Below are 22,332 nucleotides of genomic sequence, written 5' to 3'. Positions count from 1 at the left end.
TGTTGATTATGCTTATAAATTCTTCGCTTTGAAGGTATCGCCGCCTTCAATCGTTCCGTTATCAAATCCTTTTTGGAACCATCGTTCGCGTTGAGCCGATGTACCGTGTGTAAAGCTTTCCGGTACGACATATCCTTGCCCTTTTTTCTGCAATGTATCATCTCCGACAGCATTCGCCGCTCCAAGTGCCTCTTCCAAATCGCCTTCTTCAAGCAGATTTTGTCCTTGTGCATGGTTGGCCCAGACACCCGCATAGTAATCCGCCTGCAATTCAAAGCGGACCAGGTATTTGTTGAACTTCTCTTCGCTCATCTTTTGACGAAGCGGCATGATTTCGTCTGATGTCCCAAGCAACGTCTGAACATGGTGCCCAACTTCGTGGGCAATGACATACGCCATCGCGAAGTCTCCCGGTGCCCCGTATTTATTTTGTAACTCATCATAAAAACTTAGATCAATGTATAATTTCTGATCCCCCGGACAATAAAACGGTCCGACTGACTTTCCGGCTTGTCCACACGCTGAACTGACCTGATCGGTATATAAAACGAGCGTCGGTTCTTTATAGGTCATACCGTCCTGTTTAAATTCCTTTGTCCAGACTTTTTCCGTATCCGCTAAGACAACGGATACAAAATCAGCCGCTTCTTTTTCTTTGGCCGTTTCCTGGTACTCGCCTTGACTGTCGCCTTGTGAATCGGACAATCCTCCGAGGATGTCGGCCGGATTCCCGCCCATCAACGTGACGACGATTAAAATGATGATCCCGAGTCCACCTCCGATCCCGGCGACTCCTTTTCCACCCATGCCCCGTCGATCTTCGACGTTCGAACTTCTTTCTCTGCCCTTCCATTTCATACACGGTTCCTCCTACAAGTCTCAATGCCCTTCTATACCCCATATCTTGTCTGTTTAGGCATGAATTTCTATTTTAAAATTTAATTTTGTTTTAAGTATCTTGAAGCTAAACAATCTTATTTTCTCGACCGATAGTCGTATACGTTTAACATGTTTACTCGTGATTTGTTTCACTTTCTATTAGAAAATGGGGGAATTTTATTTTATGAAACGTCGGAATCAACTTATGTTTTGGATCAGTTTTCTTGTCGTCACTTTATCGTTCATTGTCCATGGTTTACAGCGGTTCACCGACTTTGCGGAAGGTTATCAACTCATCCGGGGAAACGTAACAGCCGCTTCACCCACGACACTTGCCTGGATTGCTTTGTTACCGTTTGTCTGTTGGATTGCTTCTGCCGTTCTCTACCGGATTCGACCAGACAGTATAATCGTTGCGCTTCTCTTGACGTTGACACTGACGTTTTCCAGTATGTCGATTGTCGCCGGCGGCAATGGACTGGTCGAGTATCATTTTTCAATTTTCATGGTCCTGGCGTTGATTGCTTATTTCCGCCGGATTAACTTGATTCTCGTCAGCACCATCCTTTTCGCCTTGCAACATTTCGCCGGCTTCTTTTTTGCACCGTCCCTGATTTGCGGAACGACCGGTTATCCGTTCAGCATTCTGATGATTCATGCCGTCTTCTTGATTTTGACGAGTGTGGCTCTGATTATCCAGATTGCCGTACAAAATCAGGAACGATCCGTCTCCTTGAAACGAGAAACGGAAGCCACGGCGCTGATGACAAATGCCAGTCACCAAATCGAAGCTCTGGTCGGTAATTTAAAAACGAATACGAAACACTTACAACAAGCAGCTGTCCAGTCCGTCGAAGCAACGAATCAAATCGCGACGGCAATCGCCCCAATCGTCCAGTCCGCTGATGGTCAGCATCAATCGATGCAACACGGAACGGATCAGTTGCATCAGGTCAATGCATCCATCGCATCGATCCAGGCGAAAATGGCGCAGACCGTCATGACGACGGAACATATGACGAAACGCGCGTTGACCGGCAACGAGGAGATGAACCTGATGGATCGCCGGGTCGAGGAAATGGTCAAGTCGACGAACGGTCTGCATACTTCGGTCACGGCTATGGCCAGCCGATCCGATAAAATCCAGAAAATCCTCGCCAGTCTGGAAGCAATCGCCGGACAGACCAATCTGTTGGCGCTGAATGCGGCGATTGAAGCAGCGCGTGCCGGTGATGCCGGACGGGGGTTTGCCGTCGTCGCAACGGAAGTCGGGCACCTCGCCGTCCAGTCCCGGAGTTACGCGAATGAAGTGACGGAAGTCCTGCAGGCCCTGATTGCCGATACTGACCAAATTAAGACGACGGCTGCCGGTTACACGAAAACGCTGGCTGAAAATCAGAAGATGACCAGCCGCGTCCGTCAGACTTTTTCCGATATCACACATCTCGTTCAAGAGGTCGAACAGAGTATCAGCTCGATTCAAACAGCCCGTCAAGGAGTCGGTGTTCAAATGCTCAACATCGAACAACGGATGGAAACGACCCGAACGGCTTCGCTCGAAGTCCGTCACGGCATTGAATCGACGGCCGTCTCACTTGAACAACAAACAACCGTTCAACACGAATTTGAGTCCATGACAGAATCTCTCAGTACGATGACGGCGTCGCTCGAATACCTCGTCGATGAATTAACACAACATATGACCCGTTGAAATAACGTTCCTCCCCATCAGGAGGAATTTTTTTTGATTCTTTCGAGGAGTTCTTCTACCTGTCTCGAATAGACATACAAAAGAAATTCAGTAAAGGGGACGAGTCAAATGCGTAAATCTTTACTGTTTCTAACTTCCTCTGATGTTCAGAATCCGGATGCTGATTTTTCAGATTACCTCTTACATGAACTTTTTAAGCGGATGACGGATGAATATGACGTTACCTGTCTGACCCCGGCATTTTTTGGCGGGCGTGACGTCGAGTCAATCGGCGGCGTGACATATATTCGACGTGGAACGTCTGGCAGTTTTTTGTGGCATGTCTTCTGTCAGATCCGGTCTCGTCCTGAGGCATTTGTTTTTTTAGCCAATCTTCCGTTTCTTGAATACCTGTTTCAATGGGGTACCGTTCCACATGCGCGATTTCTGACCCGTTCATCAAAATATCCGATGGCATCCCCTTCTCAGACCAGCTTTGTATTCCACCCCTCCGTTCTGACGGCAGAGAGCGCACAAACAGACCAACCGTTCGTCCTTCTTCCGGAAGGACTGGATTTACTGTCCCCTGAGTCGGCACGGCTCGAAAAAGAAAAACGGCCGACGTTTGTTTACGTCAGCCGTCCTTCTCAACCAAAAGAATTATTTGATGCCTGCCAAGCTTTCATTGCCGTTTACCAGGAGTTCCCGGAGGTTCAACTCTGGATCATCGGACATTGCCCGACCCGGTTCGACTCATCGATTCCTGAAACGATGCGGGCGTATCTCCATTATCTCGGTGATATGGAACCGGCCGCGCGCAACCGGTATATCAGCCGGGCAACCGCCCTGCTCGTTCCGTCCCGCGAAGATAACTGGGGAATGATCATCTATGAAGCGGCTCGTGTCGGCACACCGGCAATCGTCTATGAGACACCGGGTCTCTGTGACGCCGTTCAGTACGGCATGACCGGTTATCTGGCTAAAATCAATCACCCCGGCGGTTTAGCTGCAGAAATGCGTTCTTGTCTGCTCGACCAGACAACGTATCAGATGTTACGTTATGCTGCTCATCAATTCTCGACAACGAAACATCATCACGATCTGGAACCACACTTTCGCGAATGGTTACGCACACAACTCTGACATCAGAGCAACTTAATCACTGCTGTCGGATCCGTCCGTTTCGTATAATCATCCGGGACGTCGGCAAATGAAATTTTTCCAGACGGCTGAATGATGAATGTCGCCGGTTTCGGCAATTGCCAGTCTTCATTCCCGTTGTGTCCGGCCACGTCGAGCCCCGATGCTTTGTACACATCGATTAAATAGTCGGGCATGTCGAACACCAAATCAAACTGGCGGGCAACGACGTTCTCAACGTCACTCAGCACTTGAAATGCCAGATCATTTTTTCCTGCGTCGACAGAGAATGATCCGGTGTTTCCGGACTGATGGCGACAAGCGTCGCTCCGTTTGCCTCGATTTTCCCCAACTCCCGTTGGTAAGCCCGAAGTTCCAAATTACAGTACGGGCACCAGCCGCCCCGGTAAAATGTCACGATGACGGGACCGTTCTGCAACAGGTCTTCAAGAGACACAGATTGACCGGATGCGTTCGGTAATGTGAAACGCGGTGCCTCGTCTCCGACGGTTAATCCTTTTGCTCCGTCTGATGCGGCAAGCTCCGCTGTCGCTTGTGCCATCAACCGTTGTTTTTCTTCCGGTGCTTTTTGACGGAATTGTTTCTGATAGGCTTGAATTTCTTCTAACAATGTAGACATGATCTATCCCCCTTTATGTTTGTCTTACAGCATAACAGGGACTCGAAAATCCGTCTGTCATTTTGCTCCATCTGATTTCTTACGGAATTTTTTAATGAAACCCATCAGACTTTCCGGTGTCAGTTCCAGTTTGTTCTCATAAGCATATTTCGTCCCGTATCCGAGGGCGAGTGTTGCCGTCGAGGCGACGCCGGCTCCGATGACGGCACCATATCCCGGAACCATCTTCGCCAGTTGGCGGAATGCCGTTTTTCCGGAGTTGCCGACAATCGTCACGACCAGTAACTCTTTTGCACTTTCTTTCGAGAGATTCCGTTCATACAGATTCGACAGTTTCAGCATCAGTCCGATTTGAATCGACGTCAACGGAATGATGTCCGCTCCCGGAAACGGTACAGCTCCGATTGCCCCGGCGGCCGTACCGGCTCCGACAATCCAGTTGTTCGCAATTTTCCCCCGCAACGCCGGATCGATCTCGCGAACAAACAGATTATCCTTGTTGAACTTTTTTAAGATGTCGAGCACCTCACGCCGCAAGCGGTCAATATTCGTTCCGTCCAGTGCTGAGACCGGTACGACTTTCGGACCCGGCAGCTGCAACTCGATATGGGACAGAATCGTCGCGAGGTCATTCGTCGCATCGATTTTCGTGACGACGATGACGATGTTTTTATTATGGGCATAAATCTTCTTGAAGTTTTTGGTCTCCGTTTCCGATAAGACGGTCCCGGCGGCGTTTAAGAAATAAAGAATAACATCGGCACTTTGATAAAACTTCCACGTCGTATCCGAGTTCAGGCTGTTTGCATCATTTAATCCCGGTGTATCAACGAAAACGACCTTGTCTTCCGGATGTTGCCGGATTTGATCGATCCGTGTCGTTTCCCCCGGCTTTGCCCCGACGGTCGCTACTTCCCGACCGAGAATCGCATTTAATGTAGAAGATTTACCCGCGTTGACGTCTCCGATCAAGGCGACGGTTACTTCCTGTTCGAGTGATTGATTAAAGTCGCGCCGTTCCGACTCAAACGACTGGTCAAATACTTCTTCGAGTTTTCGTTTCCGTTTCTGTTCGTTGGTCTCAAGACCTTCTCCAAAAAAATCGTCCATGATTATCCCTCCTGAATATACCTGCTCCCGGTCTTTTCCCGTTCTCCATTGAAATCATCCAACAAAAGCGATACGATTAATTATGGATAATGTTACCAAAAATTGAAACGAGGTGCTTTTTATGAAAAAATGGCTCTACATATCATTTGCTGCTCTTGTCTTGACCGGCTGTAACCAAGAACAGGCACAGGAACCGGCTACGAAAAAAGCAGCATCAACCGCCTATACATCGAACCTGAACATTTCTCCCGTAAAGATTACGGAAGGCGAAGAAAAATTTGCGGCGCTCGGTAATCAGCAAATCGGCAGCGTTAAATTAAAGGGCACGTTAAAGACTACACACTGGCTTAAGGGAGTCGAATATCTGCCGAACAAAAAAGAACGCACCCTTTTTACGCTCGAACTCGAACCTAAAAAATACGATACACAAGTCCGCTTCAGTCAATCGTTCTCGGACGATAAAATTCATCTTGGTTTGGACGTGGATGATACAACGGTGCAAGGAGACGATTCCTTCAAGCATCTGGATGACTACATGATCCGGGGAGCCGATTTCCGCTCGCGTGCTTCTGCCGCTACACCTTACAACCTGCTGATGGTGTATCATATGACAACAAAGAACGGAATCCGTGGCTTTAACTTAAACGAAGTGACCCGTCCGGCTGATGTACCGCTCAAAAAAGGTGAACGGATTTTCGGCATCGTCCTATCAAATCAGAAGTAAGGCGTTTGGCGTTTTGTCTCTCGACAAGACGTTTTTTGTTTGTTACCGTAATTCTTTTAAGAAAGGATGTTTTTTCCATGAGAAAATTTTGGATGATCTGCTTACTGACTGCTTTCTCCCTCAGCGGTTGCCTGGCACCTCAAAAAGAAACGGTGACGGTGACACCGCTCAAACTAAAAGCTGGTGAACAAGCTTTTGCTGCTATCAATGATCAGGAGATTGCGGCCTTTCACTTGAAAGGTAAACTCAAGAAACCATATCTTTTGAAAGGCATCGAGTACTTACCCAATCATAAAGAACGGACGCTCTTTTATATGGAAATTCCCGCGAAAACCTATGACTCGACGTTGCGGATCGTCCAATCTTCCTCAAGCAAATCCGTCCGCTTCGGTGCCAATTTGGACGGAGGCAGTTTCCGGGCGCATGAAGACTTAAAGATTAAACCGGATGCCGTCAACACACAAAATCCGTCAAGTGAGTTCACACTCACGGATTATAATGTCCTTTTTCTCCGCCAACTATCAGCAGACGGAAAACTCTCGTCGAATCCGTTTAATGACATTCAGGGGCCCGAAAACGTTACCGTAAAAAAAGGTGAACAGGTTTTTGCTTTCGTTCTGACAAAACAAAACTGATGAACGAAAAAGGAAGACGGATTTGACATCCGCCTTCCCTTTTTACAACTGCTGTTAGATCCGACTTCTGCGCTCCAGTAAAATCGTATCCCGCCAGACGCCGGCCAATTGTCCGATCCGTTCCCGCCGGCCGACTTCCCGGAAACCAAACCGTTGATGGAGTTTCAGACTGGCCGTGTTTTCCGGAAAGATTTGCGAATGCAGCGTCCAGATGCCGGCTGCTTCACTCGCTTCAATGACAGCTTGCATCAATGCAGTACCGACGCCTTTTCCGCGGAGCTTTTCGTCAATGTATAAACTGACTTCCGCGACTCCTCGATAAGCGGGAATCGACGAAAACGGACTGATTGCGACCCATCCGAGCAACTTTCCGTCTTCTTCCGCTACCAGCCGACTGTGCTTGTGGTGATGGGCATCCCAGTAATCAAACGGCGGTACTTCCGTCCGAAATGTCGCATTTTGGGTTTCGATTCCCTGTTGGTAAATCCGTCCGACTTCCGGATAATCGGTTGCGGTCATTGCCCGTACGTTCATACTCTCCCACTCCTTATTCAATTGCTATTCGTTTGGAGTTCGACATCGGGTCCGGTTTTCCTGTTAGTCGACCGTAAACGGAATCGGTTGTAATTCAAGTGGTGTATTGACGAGGGTATTGCTGTAACCCGTTTCGAGATAATATTCTTCCCGCGTGTGTTCAGATGGTTCCGGCAGTTGGAACGTCGCCCGGAACGTCTGTTTGTCCGCATCGAGAACCGTGACTTTTGCTTTGATTTCCCGACCGTCCGGTGGTTCTGTTCCCTTCAGTAAATACATCGAGTTACGGATATCAAGCTTCGTATCAAATTGAGACGAGCGGGAATTCGTTGAAAATTCAACGACGACTTGCTCGGATGTTGTCTCAATCGATGTGATTTCCATCTTGAGCGGATGCGTTTCCGACTGCTCGCGGTATGGTAACGGCTTAGTTAGCGGAATTGGTTGTGTCTTTAAATCAATTCGCAAAGAAGGCTGCAACAGATAGCTCCCTTTTGGAATCACATAGTTCCCGAGAATTAACCGTGACTGTTCGACGGCTTCCGTTGCCGTTTTTGTCCGTTTGACAGATTGAGTCGACCATGTCCAGTTACGGATGATTTCCTTACCGAACTGATCGAGCAACGTCATCTCAACACGGGCGCGTTCTTTTTTCGGCGAGCGAGTCGTGTAGTCGAACGAGGTGCTGCCTTTGCCCTGAATCAACCGATTCAGCGTGATATCTGTCCGGTATATCGGATTTTTGACCGTTGTCCCGTAAACTTGTTCAGTGACAGGAAGCCGCTTGACCGGAACGTTGAACGTCCAGTTTCCATGGACGCCGAATACGTCTGTCAACACGACCGGAATCTGGATTTTATCCTGCAGTTTAATTTCACCGAGTGTATATTCAATTCGTGCTTGCCATATCCCTTTGACCTGCTTGAACTGAACCACTTCTTTCGTCTCCGTCCCGGCAAAACGTTGATCTCCTTTAAACAGTTCATATAGCCCTGACCGAATTTCTGGCTTCACATCCGGGACCACGGTTGCTATCAGGTTCATCCCGATCGTTGCCCCGTCGTAATAGGCATCGATGACCTGGATATCAATTCCCTGATCACTTGCGACTTGGTGGATGGTGGTCGCGAGTTGTTTTTGACCAATCGCAGTACCGGTATTTTCCTGTTCAAGGAACGGTCGGTACATCTGACCGAGTAACGGTACTTTTGCCATCGCCGTCGCAAAGGACGGGATGACGAATGTCGATGTGATCAACAGTGATGCCGCCAGTCCCGTCGAAACAACCAGACGTCGCAGACGTTTCGGCCGTTTGATTTGTTGCTCGCGCTTCCCCTGCTTTATTCCCTGCCGAATCCGCTCCTGTAAGGCGGCCTGCGGTACCGGAATCTGGTCATACTCCTTTTGAAGATCGTGCTTCGACATAATCGAGTCCCCCCAACTGTTTTTTTAATTCTTCTCGTCCACGTCTCAGGTATGTCTTGACCGTATTCAAGGTGATGCCGATAAACGAAGCAATCTCCTTCATCGGGACATCGTGAAAATAAAAGAGCACCAAAACATCCCGGTATTCTTTTCGCAGGTGCGACAACGCATCAATCAAGTCGAGATGTTCTTCCCGTGAAGATTCCTTCACCGGAATCTGTTCAATGAGATCCGCTACCGCTGTCTGTTGGTTCAGAACACGGTAACAGTTCCGAATCAGAATTTTCGTCAGCCAGGTCACGAAGTATTTGGGTTCTTTGACTTGTCCAATGGAAATGAAGGCTTTGTAGACCGTTTCCTGGACGACGTCGAGCGCATCCTGCTCGTTTTTAACATAGACGTAGGCCGTCCGGTAGAGCTGTTCATTATGTAGGAGAATCAATTGTTCAAATGCTGCCTCGTCCTGCTTGATGGCGCGCCGGACAAGCTCCGTGTGCTTTGTTCGTAAGTCCAATTCCTTCCCCTCCTTTTACTGATTAGAGCGTCGAATGTATGAAAAGGTTTCAAAAAATATCCATTCCACTAAAAAAGACCTTAGCGGGGCTAAGATCTTTTGGCTTAAAACGTATACCGGACCGCCATCTCTTTGCCGAACCGGTCCCCGTAATCGATAAAGCCGAGTCGTCCATACAGCTGATGCGCCACGTGATTATCCGGATGGTAACCGACGACGATACACGCCGCTTGCGGAAGCTGTTGCATTTCCGCAAGCAATAACCGCACTGCTTCCCGGCCGATTCCTGCCCCTTGATGGCGGTGATCAACCATCAAGCGGTAAATCCAGTAGCCGTCCAGTTCTTCCCGTTCCGAATTGTACATCAAAAATCCGGTTAACTCATCCGCTGCATAAATCGCCCGCATGACGAGCGCCGGCTCAAAACCAGCCTGGGCAATCGAGTAGACGTTCGGTTCTATAAATCCCTGTTGTTCCGCCGTCAATTCAAGCGCACAGCAGGCTTCCCAGTTCTCGTTCGTGACTGGGCGTAATTCAATCTGCATATCCATCCCCCCGTTTTTTTAAGAAAAACGGGTTACACGTCGTGCCCCGTTTCCTGTTTTGTTTGCGTCATGTTCACCATGATCGCCTCCTTTCGTAATCTTTTCATTATTATCGGATGGTATCCAGGATATGTTAAATCCATCTCATGACTTAGATTTTATTTCGAGGTTGTCCAAACTACCTCTTTCGTCCCAAGCAGCGTCACAAGCTGATTAAGCTGATTGATCGTATAGGTCGGCATCAGTTCCGCCGGCGCCGCGGCATGAGTAGGATTAAACCAGCATGTCGCAATGCCTGCCAAGATGCCGCCCTGAATATCTGCCGTCAACGAGTCGCCGATAATTATCGTCTGGTCACGTCTCACGTTCGGGATTCGGTCAAACACGTAATCAAAAAAGGCTGGCATCGGTTTTTGATAGCCGGTTTCTTCCGAGACAAAAATTCCGTCAAAATAAGGAGCCAAACCGGATCCTTTGAGCCGAGCCCGTTGCGTTGCTGCGACACCGTTCGTCACGACATACAGCTGATACTTCTCTTTGAGTGAGTCGAGCAACTCGATTGCCCCTGCAATCAATTCCGTCCCTTGACTCAAGTACGCGCGGTAACGCGTATCCATTCGACTGCCGTCGACCGTCCGGCCCTGCTCGGCAAAAAACGTCACGAACCGTGATGTGATCACTTCCTGCCGTGTTATCTCGCCCCGTTCAAGTGCCTGCCACAAGGAGCGGTTGATTGTCCGGTAACGGGCTTCCCGCTCTTCTGTCCATTCGAGCTGCTCGTCTTCAAACAGTTGCCGCAAGGCCGCGCGTTCCGTCGCATCAAAATCAAGTAATGTATGATCGATATCAAATAACAATGTCGTGTAGTTCATCTGTCAGGCTCCTTTTCGTAACATCCGTCGTTCGGTCAATTTGCCGCCGAGTTGGAACAATAAAACACCGCCGCCAATCAGGACGACGCCGACAGCTTTCGTCCAGGTGAACGCGACTTGATCGAGTCCGAACCAACCGAGTGTATCCCACAGCAAGGCAAACAGGATTTGCGAGACCATGACGATCGAGATTGCGTAACTTGGTCCGAGCTGTTGCACCCCTTGCGTTACGCACAAAACGACGCCGACTCCGATGATGCCGCTGAACCAAAACCACGGTTGCATCCCACTCGTCGAAAAAAGACCGCCACCTTCAACAAGCAGTCCGATTGTCAGCGACGCCAGGAATCCGAGTCCGAGGACAAGCGTCGTTGTCGCCCATGCCCCGACCTGTTCCTTGACCTTGGCATTAAACGTATTTTGAATACAGACCATCATCCCGCCGAATAAGGCCAGAACTATTCCAAGTGTCATCTTGTTTCCTCCTTACTCATAGATACTTTCGCCGACCCGTTCCGTCAAACCCTCCCGGTCGATAATCGTAATCGTCCGGTTCGTCCGTTCAATCAGATTATCCTGACTGAACTGACGCAGGACACGATTCAGGTGACGGTAACTTGTTCCGATCAGATCCGCCGCATCAACCAGATCGCTGACCGGTAACGTCGGTGTTTCCGGTGTCATCGATAAGAGATAACTGGCGAGCCGGACCTCAACCGGATACAGCAGATTAAAGCTCATCGAGTGTGATTTCAGCTCAAATTTCATCGTAATCGTCTCAAGTAAAAACCGGAGCAATGCCGGATTGTCAGCACCCTTTTGCTCGAGTGCCGCATAGGAGATGCTGACGGCTTTGACCGGCGTGACCGCTTCGACCGTATTCATCAACGGGGTCCGGCGGACGTATTCGATATCGCCGACCAGATCAAACGGATGCTTAAAGGATAAGACAAGCCGTTTTCCGGTCGCTGACATATGGGTAATCTTCAGCTTCCCTTCGAGCAACAAGTACATCCGGTCCGCCGCGTCGCCTTGACGGCACAGCCAGTCTCCGGCTTGAAAAGCGACCGGTTGTAAATGCTCCCGTAATCCGCCGGCAAAGACGTCCGTCAACTGAAACCGGTCCAAATATTCATCCAGTTGTGCTTGTTCCACGTTCTTTCCCCCTTACCACTTTAAGATCAGCACGCCGCCGATCATCATTAAAATCCCGATTACTTGCGGCAACTGCAGGCGCCGTTTAATCATCCCGAACCAACCGTTCCAATCAATCACCAGTGCCAGTCCGAGCTGGGCAATCAGGAATAACGAAATCGTCAGCGTCACACCCATTAGATGGACGGCTGTCATGTTACTGAACAGGACGGCAGCGGCCAGAGCCCCACCGGATAGATACAATACCTTCACGTCCTTCATCTGCCGGAACGTCCGATCGCGCAAAATCAAAGTGATTAATAAAGCAACGACAAAACCGGTCATCTGTGTCAGTGTCGCTGCTTGCCAAGTGCCGATACCATTACTGATCCGGGCGTTCGCGACGCTTTGCAGGGTCAGAAAAAAACCGCCGCTGATTGCAAATAAAATTCCACGCATACTGGTTCCTCCTCTCTTCTATTTTCCTCTCTTCATTTAAACGAAGTCTTCCTGAATGATAAAGGACATTTGTCCTGAATGAAAACCCATCCCTTTATCCATGAAAAACCGCCTCGTCGTCAGACGGGCGGTGTAGGCTTAGATTTTCTTAACGAACTCCGACTTCAACTTCATCGCACCGAGTCCATCAATCTTGCAATCGATGTCATGATCCCCGTCGACGAGACGGATTCCTTTGACACGGGTCCCTTGTTTGACGACAAGCGACGTGCCCTTCACTTTTAAGTCTTTAATGACCGTAATTGTATCACCATCGTTTAATACGTTCCCGTTCGCATCCCGGATGACAGTGGCTTCTTCCGCCACTTCTGCATCGGCTGCCGTCCATTCATGGGCACATTCCGGACACACGAATACATTCCCGTCTTCATATGTATACGCTGAGCCACATTTCGGACAATTCGGGTATTCATTCATGCTGATTCCTCCAGTACTTGATCGATTCTTCCACTTGATTATAACAGCGATCTTTAAAAAGGAATCCATTTTTCAGCACAATAAAGGAGACAGATCGTAAAATCTGTCCCCTTCATTTGAGAACTGACAGTTCTGTCAGCCGCTTATTCTTATTCGTTTTCCAGCTTTTTAATCGCTTCATCGAGTTTTTCCTGATCCTCGTCCGTCAGCTTCGGATACTGCGGATCGATTTCACGCAGGACGTCATTCATGACCTCTGTCACGATGTAACGGGTGAACCATTCGTCATCGGCCGGCAGGACATGCCACGGCGCGTGTTCCGTTGACGTGTGCGAGACAAGCTCGGCAAAGATGTCCTGGTATTCGTCCCAGTGCTCCCGCTCTTCGACGTCACTGAACGAAAACTCAAAGTTTTTCTTCGGATCTTTGATCCGTTCAAGCAATCGTTTTTTCTGCTCGTCTTTTGAGACGTTAAACAGAAACTTGACGACGCGGAAACCGTTCTCGACGAGATAACGTTCAAAGTCATTGATTTGGCGGTAACGCATCTTCCAAACGTCTTGATCGTCCGGTACTTCCTCTTCTTCGAGCAGGTCATGAATCCGTGGTGCGATAACTTCTTCGTAATACGACCGGTTCAAAATGCCGACTTCGCCTTTTTCCGGCAAGCCTTCGTGAATCCGCCAGAGATAATCATGCTTTTTCTCCGTATCTGACGGTTTTTTGACGGACAGTGTCCGCAGGCCTTGGGCGTTGAGATTCGAGAAGATATAGCTGATGGCTTCATCTTTTCCGCCGGCATCAATCGCTTGCAGGATGACAAGAACGCCGTTTTTCTCTTCGGCATGCAGACGCCAGTGGAGTTCCTTTAGTTCCTCGACACTTTTCGGGATGTGCTGATCCAGTAACTCATCCTCTGCAATACGGTTTTCATCTGACGTCGGATAATCCGACAAATGAATCGATTCGCCCGGTGTTACACGGTATTTTTTTATGTCCATAGTAATCCCCCTCGTTTTAAGTACTTAAGGAATATTTACCCAAAGTACCTCAAGAAGAAACGTTCAGATGAACTTATCTTTGGACAAGTTGCCGCAAGCCGTCTTCGAGTGAAACCGGTGGCCGGTCCAGGATATGTTCAAAATCCTGACTCTCAACTGCCAGCGTTCCGGCCGCAATACCTTCTTGAATCGCCTGTAACATCGGCAGCAAAAATTCCGGAACTCCCGCTTGTTGCATGATCGCCGTATAAGTCGCGCTGTCGACTTGCTTCACCTGTACCGGGCGCCCGAGAACCTGTCCGAGTGCTTCTGCGATATCTTGTTGTGTGTGCAGAGGTCCCGACAGTTCATAAATTGATTTCGTCGGTTTCGGATCGACTAAGACAGTCGCGATGGCTTCCGCATAATCTTCCTGGAGCGCCCAACCAACTGTGCCGTTTCCGGCGCTCGTCAACCAGTCTTGTCCGGCACGGACGGCATCGATCGTCGACTGTTCGTTTTCCAAATACCAGTTATTACGGAAGAACAGGAACGGAATTCCCGTTTCGCGAATCAACTGTTCTGTCACCTGATGGGTGCGGGCCAAGAAGTTTTGACTGGCTTCCGCGTTGGCGATACTCGTGTAAGCAATCAAGCCGACTCCCGCTGCTTTAGCTGCCTCGACAGCTGCCGTATGTTGACGGATTCGTGTCGCTTCTTCGCCGTCAGTCGAAATAATCAAAAGCCGGTCGACGCCTGCGAAAGCCTGTTGTAACGTATCCGGCTCATCAAAATCGCCGTGACGGACTTCAATACCGCGTGAAGCCAGCTCGTTTGCTTTTTTAGGGTCACGAACACTGACGATTACATTCTCCGCTTCGATTTTCGTTAAGAGGTGCTCGACAATCTTTGTTCCTAATTTTCCGGTTGCACCGGTTACAAGTAATTTCATGGACGTAAGCTCCTTTTTTAATAAGTTTCCACCTGTATCCAATTGTATTACAGGTGGTACACTGTTAAAAGTAGGCACTTTTTCGATACCAAGTCATACAAACCGAACTATAGGAGGAATTCCCGATGAATCCAGCTTCGACAACTGACTCCCCTCTTTCCCAGCGAACGGCGTGCCCTGTAACCCGAGCCCAGACCATCATGGCCGGTAAGTGGAAAATCGTCTTACTTTGGCATCTCAGTACCGGAACAAAACGATTTCATGAACTCGAACAGCTCTTGCCCGGGATTTCAAAAGGCATCTTAACCCGACAGTTGCGTGAACTTGAGGCCGACAGCATGATCAACCGGAGAGTCTACCGGGAAATCCCGCCGAAAGTTGAATATTCCTTAACAGAAATCGGACACAGTTTTCTGCCGATCCTCGATCAGATGGCGGCTTGGAGTAATCAGCATTTTCCACCTGAATCGTAATCATCAAAAAGAGCGACTTCCACTAACGGAAATCGCTCTTTTTCACTCACTGTTCTGTCAGGACTGCTTTAAAGTGTGTATCCATGGCTGACGCAACACGCAACCCGGAAATGACGGCACTTTCGACCCGTGTCCGACCGGACGTGTCTTTCGGATCAAGGAACGCATCACCGGCCAGCCAGAGCGGATGCTGCTCAAGTTTCAGATAAGGCGTGCGGAAGACGTCACGTGCCTGCGCATATCGCCAACGCTTCAGTTGCTTGGAAACTAATTGGACCGGTCCGAGTTGTTCCTGCAACAGCCGTTCGATTTCCGCCAGTGTCTCGTCTTCTCCTTTGTCGTACCACACCTCGCTCCAGTCGCCGGTCATGTAGACACTCAGGAGCGGTGTCGCCGACACTTCTTTTTGCGCATTGTTAACGATTTTCAGCATTCCGGATACAAGACCGTCGTCGAGCAGACCGATTTCCCCGAGGTCGGGCGATTTTTCCAGTTCAAACAATCCGACGAACGTCGGCTCAAACGTCACTTTCCCGAGATGGGCGTGATCGGATTCCACCAGCATTAACGGTGAAGCTGAGAGCAGGTCATAGGCTTGCGGAACCGGGGCCGTCAGCAGAATCGCATCATACGTCCGTGTTTCTGCCGCTGCCGTAGTCTGAAGAGCCGGTCCTTCTGCCAAAATCCGTTCGACCTGTTCATTTAAATGAACAGGAATCCCGCGGGCAATTGACTGGACGAGCTGATTCATCCCGTTGACCGCGACATACCGCGGAAAATCATCCCCGAACCATTTTCGGACCAAACCTTGCTCTAGCCATTCGTCGACTTCCTGCGCCAACTCGTCCGTCCGGACCGTAAAGAAGACGGCTCCATGATCCGCTGTCCCCTCGTCAATCCGTCTCGTTGCCATCCGTCCCCCGACACTCTGGCTTTTTTCGATGATCTCGACCGCATAACCTTCCGTCATCAATTGCCGGGCTGCAAATACGCCCGCGAGTCCGCCGCCGATAATCCCAATCCGTTTTTGTTGTTCCATCCGAACTTCCCCCTCTACTTGCTGCATTTCCACAAGTATAGCGGTTCGCACGTCAAACAACGTCTTTTAACGTTCTTCGAATATGCTTTAGTAAAAAATGCAAACCAAATCACTTTGATCACTGGACAAAATACGATGATTTTACTCTATTCATCACGTGGAATACAACTTCAGAACCAGTATGGATTCCTCTTAGTATTTGAGATTTCAATCCACGCACTCATAAGGAGTGCGACATCACACGCGATACACGGCAACCGTTTGAAGCGATTTCAATCCACGCACTCACGAGGAGTGCGACGACCATGACATTTCCTTTTGTCCCGTCGTGCGCATTTCAATCCACGCACTCACGAGGAGTGCGACCTTGATCCAGAACGTCGCCTGCGGTTGATGGAAATTTCAATCCACGCACTCACGAGGAGTGCGACCGGTATCACGGGTGAGTTGCAGCAGGAGCGTTGGATTTCAATCCACGCACTCACGAGGAGTGCGACTTTTGCGCCCGTTCTTTTGAGATGTTTCCCAGTTATTTCAATCCACGCACTCACGAGGAGTGCGACTGCAATGGCAGTTGATCCGTTGCTTGGCAGACAATATTTCAATCCACGCACTCACGAGGAGTGCGACTTTTAGTCAAGATGGATTACCCTTATTTACAGAAATTTCAATCCACGCACTCACGAGGAGTGCGACTCTACTGTACGTGTGATTTTAAATCCTTCAAACGTATTTCAATCCACGCACTCACGAGGAGTGCGACTCACGCCGGTTGTATCAAACACATCATATATGTATTTCAATCCACGCACTCACGAGGAGTGCGACGTGTACTTTTTCCTTGCGCGTCTTCTTGCGATTCTTATTTCAATCCACGCACTCACGAGGAGTGCGACAAATATCGAAATTGACGGCGGTCATTGGTATGCAATTTCAATCCACGCACTCACGAGGAGTGCGACGATTTCCTCGGACATCATAGAAGATGCGTCGGTATTTCAATCCACGCACTCACGAGGAGTGCGACTATGACACCTCAAAGGGTGGAAAAAGCAACGGAATTTCAATCCACGCACTCACGAGGAGTGCGACTCGTCTCCATCGCGCCTTTATGCAACGCCGAATAATTTCAATCCACGCACTCACGAGGAGTGCGACTAAACTCACGCTAGATGGCGTCTATGCCAAAAAATTTCAATCCACGCACTCACGAGGAGTGCGACAGCTAAAATGGTCATAAAAACAGCTATGAATTCATTTTTAGCGAATATACGTTCTTCTAAAGTCGAAAAATAGTGTTTTTTCGACTTTAATCATCTAATTTTTTTATTCTTAAATAGAAAAACAGGTGCGAATCGAACTACGAATTCATGTGTACTTCACATTCGCACCTATCGACTTTTTTAAAAAATCAGAGGTCCTTCTACATCTAAAGAAGATTTTATTCCATAATGCTCGACTTTCGATATATATTGATTCCCTAGTTTATAGAAGCGTAAGCTGTCACGTTCGTGATTGATGATTTCCTTCAAACGAAGTTTCAACAACATAAATTCTGTTTGATCGACGATACACTCAAAGACACTATTTTGAACACGTTGCCCATAACGTTGGCATAGTTTAGCTACGTGCCGTAGTCGTTTTTTACCACCCGGGGAGACGGTATTGACATCATACGTAATAAGAACCAACACGATATTCCCTCCTTCATTTATAGAGGAACGGTGGATATGCTTCCAAATCGTCTCTGAGATGTCGGGCGAGAAGTAACGCTTGTTCATATGGAACCAAACCCCACATCATTTTTTCCTTTAAGTAAGGATGCTGAATCGTTTCTTGTTTCTTTTTTTGCCATGCTGTTAAAAAGGTTTTTCTTCCCTCCTCTGTCATGATAACTGCTCCGTTCTCTTTTTGTAAAAAGTCTTTTCCTTGAATGACTTTTTTATTGATCAAAGAGAGAACAAAACGATCCGCATAGATACCACGCAGTTCTTCCATCACATCGAGAGCAAGTGATGCCCGTCCTGGACGTTCACGATGTAAAAACCCAACATACGCGTCAAGTCCGACTGCTTCTAGTGCTGCACTTACATCACGCGCGAGTAAGCTATACGCGAATGATAACATCGCGTTAACTCGATCTAGCGGTGGACGACGGGTTCTTCCTTTGAAGTGAAAATCTTCTTTCTGTTGTAGGATCATCGAATCAAACAATCGGTTGTACCGAACAGCAATCGTTCCTTCTAATCCCCTTAAACGTTCGAGATTTTCGCAGACTTGGATTTCACGCATCGTTTCCGTCATATCTTGAGAAGTTGTTTTGAACCGTTCGACATCAAGACGCAACGGATAATCACGCGTCATTCGTTCTAGCATCCACTTTTGATTATAGAGTTTCCCTAGGATGAAGTTTTTCGCGAGCCGTGCCGATGCAACTTCATCATCCGAGCGTCGGTATTGTGTTTTTCGCAAAACAACGTTTCCTCTACTTTCTCCAATGACACGCGCTAAAAACCGACCATTTTTCGTCATAAACGTCAGCGCTATGCCGTTTTCTGCACAATGCCCCATCAAAGCAGGACTTGCTCCTGTATAACCAAATGCGACGATTCCTTCTAGATTATGCAAAGGAACTCTACCCAGAACTTGGCCGTCCGCTTTAACGAGGACATTTCCTCCATCAAGTGCTAGGTAAGAGTCAGACTGATTGATAAACAATGTGTTCAGAAGCTTTTTCACTCCCACAACCTCCTGTTCATATAATCTGCGACGCTCTCTCGTTCTGTTAGGCGTGGGAGACAAATCTCTTGTAGTGAACAACTCTTACAATGTGGTCCAATTTTTGCTCGTGGTGTATGACGGCGACTATAATAATCATTCATCTTCGTAACCGTCGCTAAAACCAAATCTCTTAATTCTTTTGTAATCGGAATAGGATGTCGATGCTTGGTCTCGTGATAATATAAGTAACCGATCGGTACAGCGCAAAGTAACATTTCTTCTAAACACATCGCTTGGGCAGCAAGCTGTAATTCGTCTGCTGGATTTACTTTCGGTTTTCCTCTTTTATATTCAACAGGTACAGGAATAAATGTTCCAGGTGTCCCGTGAATCGGAACACCTGACGCATCCTCGATAAATTCAACGACATCACACTGTCCACTAATGTTCAGTTGTTCGGATTTAATCGCCATCCCTCGGACAATCAATTTTTCTTTCCGTTTTTCTCGTTGAAATGGATCATCTGCCTTTTGGTGAAGTGCCTGTCCCTCGATTGTCCTTACATTTTCGACCCATTGCTGTTCGATATGAATCAATGTCCACTGTCTCGGACAAAATTGAAAGTGTTGAATACCCGATAGTAAAAGATACGTATCGTCGTATCGCTTATAGTCCATCTAATATTTCCGGAGTAAATCCTTCAAGTGCGTCCACTTTAATCTCATAGTCCAAAAAACTTTTCGGTTCATCCGTCAACGCCTGAACACTAACCGCTCGGTGCACTTTTGCTGAAGAAAAACGACCTAATTTCGAGTCATGTTCCCACCAATAGACTTTGTGCACTTCCATACTACCTTCTGGACGTGCCGATGACGCATCGTTTTCAAACAATGATACGAGAGCCAGCTTAAATTTTTCAGCATCCTCTTGCGTGAAATTCGTTTTTTCAGCCAACTGTGTATTGATGCTTCCATTGAAAACATAAACGCCATGGTCAACACGATGCTTCATCCCCATCGTATCTGATCCTCGTTCCTTCCCACTCTCAGAATTAACACTTTTCGTAATCTGCATGCTCGTCACGTCAATCGGTGCGACACTTGTCGCTGTATGAATCGAGACAGGACCACGTACACCGACTGAAACACCACCTGCTTTATCGCCTTTGAACGCAAAGACTTGACCAAATGCACGAACATCCATCCATGTCGCACATGCTTCTGCCGCAACCTGGTCGCTTGCATTCTTCGTTTTCATCAATTTTTTGATTGTATCGTTCGCTTCAGCACGATCACGCAAACTCGCATATCCATCAAGATTCCGATCATTGGATTGTACAAAAATGGATTCGCCCATGTCTTGTAAACGATTGCGAATCTTCCGCTTGATTGCGACGTCTGAAATCTCACCATAACCATCATAATTTTGGCGAGGGCGATTTCCATTCAATGGATCTCCGTTCGGGTTGGCCTTTGTAACAGATAAAATTACAGTAAAATCAATTTTCCGGTCTAATGTTGTCATGCTTCGCCACGCTCCTCTTTGTCAAATGTCTCTTCACGTTTTTGATACAGTTCGTGCCGTTGGCTATAAAAACCTAGCAGGTACTTACCAGATAGCGGCTTGTTAGTAAATTGTTCGATTGTCAGGCGTGAACCTATCTCATCGATTTGACGGTTAATGAACAACACTTTTCCGCCGAGCTTCGCTTGGTAGGGTTGCAGAGCGCTTTGAATAGTCATCCACGTTCTTGCTGGATTTTGAGAAAAGGCGTTCATATAACGAATCGCATTTGTCGCCCGGTTGTCCTGTCCTAACGCTCGACGTTCCAAATAGTCAGCAAGCGCAAGCAATCTACCAAATAAATAATCTCGATCGTTTATTTCTTGATCCAATGACACTGTCATCTCCTCCTTTTTATTGACCATGCCGCAAGCAATACTAAGCGTCTTCTCCCACTCCCAGTGATCCATCCCCACAGGATTCGATGCGCGTTGTGTGAGACAACGGATAATATCCATCGGGACACGCCGTTCATCGATGACACAAGATAACAAACGCTCGACGGTCGCTTTGATTAATTTTTCATTTCCTCGCGTACCATAGGTCATCAGTGCGATATCTTTTAAAGAAGGAGCACCGATGTACACTTGACGCTTTTTATCTGCATCTTGGTAGATATATTCCCACGGATACTTCGTGTGCCATTGTTCTAATCGTTTGAAGTACGTCTCTTGATCAAACGTCCGGTAATACAGAATTGCCATTCGTCCTGTCGTCGCTGCATCGAGTGTCAAAATATTCACCTCTTGTTTCGGTAACCGCCGCTTAAATCCGAGTAATGCATCCGAAAAGGCAAGAGCTCCTTCTTGAACCGTATGTGAGATGAGTTCCTCTTTTTCGCCAAAGAGTTGTGCAAGTGATAACGTATTCTCGAGTGGATTCGGTAGACTCGGTTGTTGATTTCCCCAAATCAAGAACACACGCTGGTCGATACTACGACCTTGTCGCTGGATGAGCCATTTTAATGCGTTATGTGCTTTTTGCGAGGCTTGATAGCTAATACTTGCAGCTTCGTCCGGTTTATCAAACCGCCCTCGAAATGTAAATCCAGAGCTATCGTTCGCAGAAATGAGCTTTGCTTTATCCCCTGAATTTCGAATCTTATTTGTGTGTTTCGAAGATAACCGTTCTTGTTTACCAGTTACAAAACAAAGGCCCTCCTTTCCTGGACGTGTTCCATAAAACGTAATGAATGAATCAAAGAATGCCTTATCCCGCCAAGGTTGTCGCTGCACGCCTTCCGTTGAACGTACCTGAAAACGGACAAATGTCCCTTCGAGTCCACCAGTGACAAGTCCATAAATCGGCGGCTTGTCCCCTGCCTCCTTCCATGTCCAGCGGAGTTCACCACTCCCAGTAGCAGAAAAAATACCCTCTTGAATCAAATCCTCGATCAACTGACCTTTCTGAACATAACAATAAATGCTCTCGAGTGGATCATATGGAGCTGTTTCAACCCAGGCTTTGAGTTGGCTAAGATAAGCATGGTGTGCGTTCTCACCTTTATAAACACCACCATACTTCAAGAAATCGCCTGCGACATATGCCAATTTGTCGTGCAACGGATACGGGGCAACGACACTCCCTGCACGATTCGCAGAGTCTTCCGTACACGGAATCAACGTATTTCCATGCCCTTTTTCGATGACTGTCGCCGAATGAAAATCTCCGTCCAGCGTTACTGTTACCGTCACATGTGCAGTTTGCGTCGTATGCGAAAGTGGAAGCAGTGTGAAGTCCTGTCCTTCCCAACGGCTTTCAAACTGACCGACATGCTTCAAGTTCATTTCGTACGTATCGTATAACTGTTTCCAAACACTCATTGA

Annotated in this window: 26 protein-coding genes and 1 CRISPR repeat array; of the genes, 5 read left to right on the top strand and 21 right to left on the bottom strand. The window is 47.9% G+C overall.

Going from position 1 to position 22,332, the window contains the following annotated elements:
* Positions 1-12 precede the first annotated feature (12 nt).
* Positions 13-858, bottom strand: a complete 846-nt coding sequence (gene ypfJ / locus EXIG_RS01115) for a KPN_02809 family neutral zinc metallopeptidase (protein WP_012369084.1) — start codon at positions 856-858, stop codon at positions 13-15.
* Between the two features lie 205 nt (positions 859-1,063).
* On the opposite strand from ypfJ, the gene EXIG_RS01110 reads away from it, so the two are divergent.
* Positions 1,064-2,590 carry a methyl-accepting chemotaxis protein gene (locus EXIG_RS01110; protein WP_012369083.1) on the top strand — a complete coding sequence of 509 codons (1,527 nt, stop codon included), beginning with the start codon at positions 1,064-1,066 and terminating at the stop codon, positions 2,588-2,590.
* Positions 2,591-2,698: 108 nt separating this feature from the next.
* Positions 2,699-3,712, top strand: a complete 1,014-nt coding sequence (locus tag EXIG_RS01105) for a glycosyltransferase family 4 protein (RefSeq protein ID WP_012369082.1) — start codon at positions 2,699-2,701, stop codon at positions 3,710-3,712.
* A 2-nt stretch (positions 3,713-3,714) separates the two neighbouring features.
* Here the strand turns inward: EXIG_RS01105 and EXIG_RS16195 are convergent, their stop codons facing one another.
* Genes EXIG_RS16195 through EXIG_RS01095 form a run of 3 tightly spaced genes read right to left on the bottom strand, consistent with a single transcriptional unit; the run spans position 3,715 to position 5,459 of the window.
* Positions 3,715-3,960, bottom strand: a complete 246-nt coding sequence (locus tag EXIG_RS16195; protein WP_326930238.1) for a thioredoxin domain-containing protein — start codon at positions 3,958-3,960, stop codon at positions 3,715-3,717.
* The gene (locus EXIG_RS16190; RefSeq protein WP_326930237.1) at positions 3,954-4,349 is read right to left on the bottom strand and encodes a redoxin domain-containing protein; all 396 of its coding nucleotides are present in this window, start codon (positions 4,347-4,349) and stop codon (positions 3,954-3,956) included. The genes EXIG_RS16195 and EXIG_RS16190 overlap by 7 nt, the downstream gene beginning before the upstream one ends.
* 57 nt (positions 4,350-4,406) lie before the next feature.
* The gene (locus EXIG_RS01095) at positions 4,407-5,459 is read right to left on the bottom strand and encodes a YcjF family protein (RefSeq protein ID WP_012369081.1); all 1,053 of its coding nucleotides are present in this window, start codon (positions 5,457-5,459) and stop codon (positions 4,407-4,409) included.
* 121 nt (positions 5,460-5,580) lie between these two features.
* Between EXIG_RS01095 and EXIG_RS01090 the strand changes: the two genes are divergently transcribed.
* Positions 5,581-6,183 (top strand): hypothetical protein, encoded by a 603-nt coding sequence (locus EXIG_RS01090; RefSeq protein ID WP_012369080.1) that lies wholly within the window; start codon positions 5,581-5,583, stop codon positions 6,181-6,183.
* 77 nt (positions 6,184-6,260) lie between these two features.
* The gene (locus EXIG_RS01085; protein WP_012369079.1) at positions 6,261-6,818 is read left to right on the top strand and encodes a hypothetical protein; all 558 of its coding nucleotides are present in this window, start codon (positions 6,261-6,263) and stop codon (positions 6,816-6,818) included.
* Between the two features lie 54 nt (positions 6,819-6,872).
* On the opposite strand, the gene EXIG_RS01080 is transcribed toward EXIG_RS01085, so the two are convergent.
* The 11 genes from EXIG_RS01080 to EXIG_RS01030 form a co-directional block, all read right to left on the bottom strand.
* Entirely contained in the window at positions 6,873-7,352 is a 480-nt protein-coding gene (locus EXIG_RS01080) for a GNAT family N-acetyltransferase (protein ID WP_012369078.1), read from the bottom strand.
* A gap of 63 nt (positions 7,353-7,415) precedes the next feature.
* Complete coding sequence (locus tag EXIG_RS01075; protein WP_012369077.1) at positions 7,416-8,777, bottom strand: DUF4179 domain-containing protein; 1,362 nt, start codon at positions 8,775-8,777, stop codon at positions 7,416-7,418.
* On the bottom strand, positions 8,746-9,291 hold the full coding sequence (locus EXIG_RS01070; protein WP_012369076.1) for a sigma-70 family RNA polymerase sigma factor: 546 nt from the start codon (positions 9,289-9,291) through the stop codon (positions 8,746-8,748). The genes EXIG_RS01075 and EXIG_RS01070 overlap by 32 nt, the downstream gene beginning before the upstream one ends.
* 104 nt (positions 9,292-9,395) lie before the next feature.
* Positions 9,396-9,836: a GNAT family N-acetyltransferase gene (locus EXIG_RS01065; protein ID WP_012369075.1), complete on the bottom strand. Its 441-nt coding sequence runs from the start codon at positions 9,834-9,836 to the stop codon at positions 9,396-9,398.
* Between the two features lie 158 nt (positions 9,837-9,994).
* A complete protein-coding gene (locus tag EXIG_RS01060) occupies positions 9,995-10,708 on the bottom strand; it encodes a YjjG family noncanonical pyrimidine nucleotidase (protein WP_012369074.1) in 714 nt (237 codons plus the stop codon).
* Positions 10,709-10,711: 3 nt separating this feature from the next.
* Positions 10,712-11,182, bottom strand: coding sequence for a DMT family transporter (locus EXIG_RS01055; protein WP_012369073.1), 471 nt, complete (start codon positions 11,180-11,182; stop codon positions 10,712-10,714).
* A gap of 12 nt (positions 11,183-11,194) precedes the next feature.
* A complete protein-coding gene (locus EXIG_RS01050; RefSeq protein WP_012369072.1) occupies positions 11,195-11,863 on the bottom strand; it encodes a Crp/Fnr family transcriptional regulator in 669 nt (222 codons plus the stop codon).
* 12 nt (positions 11,864-11,875) lie between these two features.
* Positions 11,876-12,301 (bottom strand): DMT family transporter, encoded by a 426-nt coding sequence (locus EXIG_RS01045; RefSeq protein ID WP_012369071.1) that lies wholly within the window; start codon positions 12,299-12,301, stop codon positions 11,876-11,878.
* Between the two features lie 138 nt (positions 12,302-12,439).
* Positions 12,440-12,778 carry a zinc ribbon domain-containing protein YjdM gene (locus EXIG_RS01040; RefSeq protein WP_012369070.1) on the bottom strand — a complete coding sequence of 113 codons (339 nt, stop codon included), beginning with the start codon at positions 12,776-12,778 and terminating at the stop codon, positions 12,440-12,442.
* Positions 12,779-12,927: 149 nt separating this feature from the next.
* Complete coding sequence (locus EXIG_RS01035; RefSeq protein WP_012369069.1) at positions 12,928-13,779, bottom strand: PPK2 family polyphosphate kinase; 852 nt, start codon at positions 13,777-13,779, stop codon at positions 12,928-12,930.
* Between the two features lie 73 nt (positions 13,780-13,852).
* The gene (locus EXIG_RS01030) at positions 13,853-14,710 is read right to left on the bottom strand and encodes an SDR family oxidoreductase (protein ID WP_012369068.1); all 858 of its coding nucleotides are present in this window, start codon (positions 14,708-14,710) and stop codon (positions 13,853-13,855) included.
* Positions 14,711-14,835: 125 nt separating this feature from the next.
* Here EXIG_RS01030 and EXIG_RS01025 point away from each other — a divergent pair, with 125 nt between their 5' ends.
* A complete protein-coding gene (locus tag EXIG_RS01025) occupies positions 14,836-15,183 on the top strand; it encodes a winged helix-turn-helix transcriptional regulator (RefSeq protein WP_012369067.1) in 348 nt (115 codons plus the stop codon).
* A gap of 46 nt (positions 15,184-15,229) precedes the next feature.
* Here EXIG_RS01025 and EXIG_RS01020 read toward each other — a convergent pair whose 3' ends face one another.
* From EXIG_RS01020 to cas8c, 6 genes are all read right to left on the bottom strand, one after another.
* Positions 15,230-16,222, bottom strand: a complete 993-nt coding sequence (locus EXIG_RS01020) for an NAD(P)/FAD-dependent oxidoreductase (RefSeq protein WP_012369066.1) — start codon at positions 16,220-16,222, stop codon at positions 15,230-15,232.
* A gap of 204 nt (positions 16,223-16,426) precedes the next feature.
* Positions 16,427-17,445: a CRISPR direct-repeat array (repeat unit 32 nt; unit sequence ATTTCAATCCACGCACTCACGAGGAGTGCGAC).
* A 180-nt stretch (positions 17,446-17,625) separates the two neighbouring features.
* Positions 17,626-17,916: a CRISPR-associated endonuclease Cas2 gene (cas2, locus tag EXIG_RS01015; protein WP_012369065.1), complete on the bottom strand. Its 291-nt coding sequence runs from the start codon at positions 17,914-17,916 to the stop codon at positions 17,626-17,628.
* 13 nt (positions 17,917-17,929) lie between these two features.
* Complete coding sequence (cas1c, locus tag EXIG_RS01010; protein ID WP_012369064.1) at positions 17,930-18,961, bottom strand: type I-C CRISPR-associated endonuclease Cas1c; 1,032 nt, start codon at positions 18,959-18,961, stop codon at positions 17,930-17,932.
* Entirely contained in the window at positions 18,958-19,620 is a 663-nt protein-coding gene (cas4, locus tag EXIG_RS01005; protein WP_012369063.1) for a CRISPR-associated protein Cas4, read from the bottom strand. Before cas4 ends, cas1c begins: the two co-directional genes overlap by 4 nt.
* The gene (gene cas7c, locus EXIG_RS01000) at positions 19,610-20,467 is read right to left on the bottom strand and encodes a type I-C CRISPR-associated protein Cas7/Csd2 (protein ID WP_012369062.1); all 858 of its coding nucleotides are present in this window, start codon (positions 20,465-20,467) and stop codon (positions 19,610-19,612) included. Before cas7c ends, cas4 begins: the two co-directional genes overlap by 11 nt.
* A complete protein-coding gene (gene cas8c, locus EXIG_RS00995) occupies positions 20,464-22,329 on the bottom strand; it encodes a type I-C CRISPR-associated protein Cas8c/Csd1 (RefSeq protein WP_012369061.1) in 1,866 nt (621 codons plus the stop codon). The genes cas7c and cas8c overlap by 4 nt, the downstream gene beginning before the upstream one ends.
* Positions 22,330-22,332: the final 3 nt, after the last annotated feature.

It is taken from the genome of Exiguobacterium artemiae 255-15 (assembly GCF_000019905.1).
Classification (GTDB): domain Bacteria; phylum Bacillota; class Bacilli; order Exiguobacteriales; family Exiguobacteriaceae; genus Exiguobacterium_A; species Exiguobacterium_A artemiae.
Note: the sequence above shows the minus strand (reverse complement) of the source record. Positions and strands in the feature narration are given on the sequence as shown.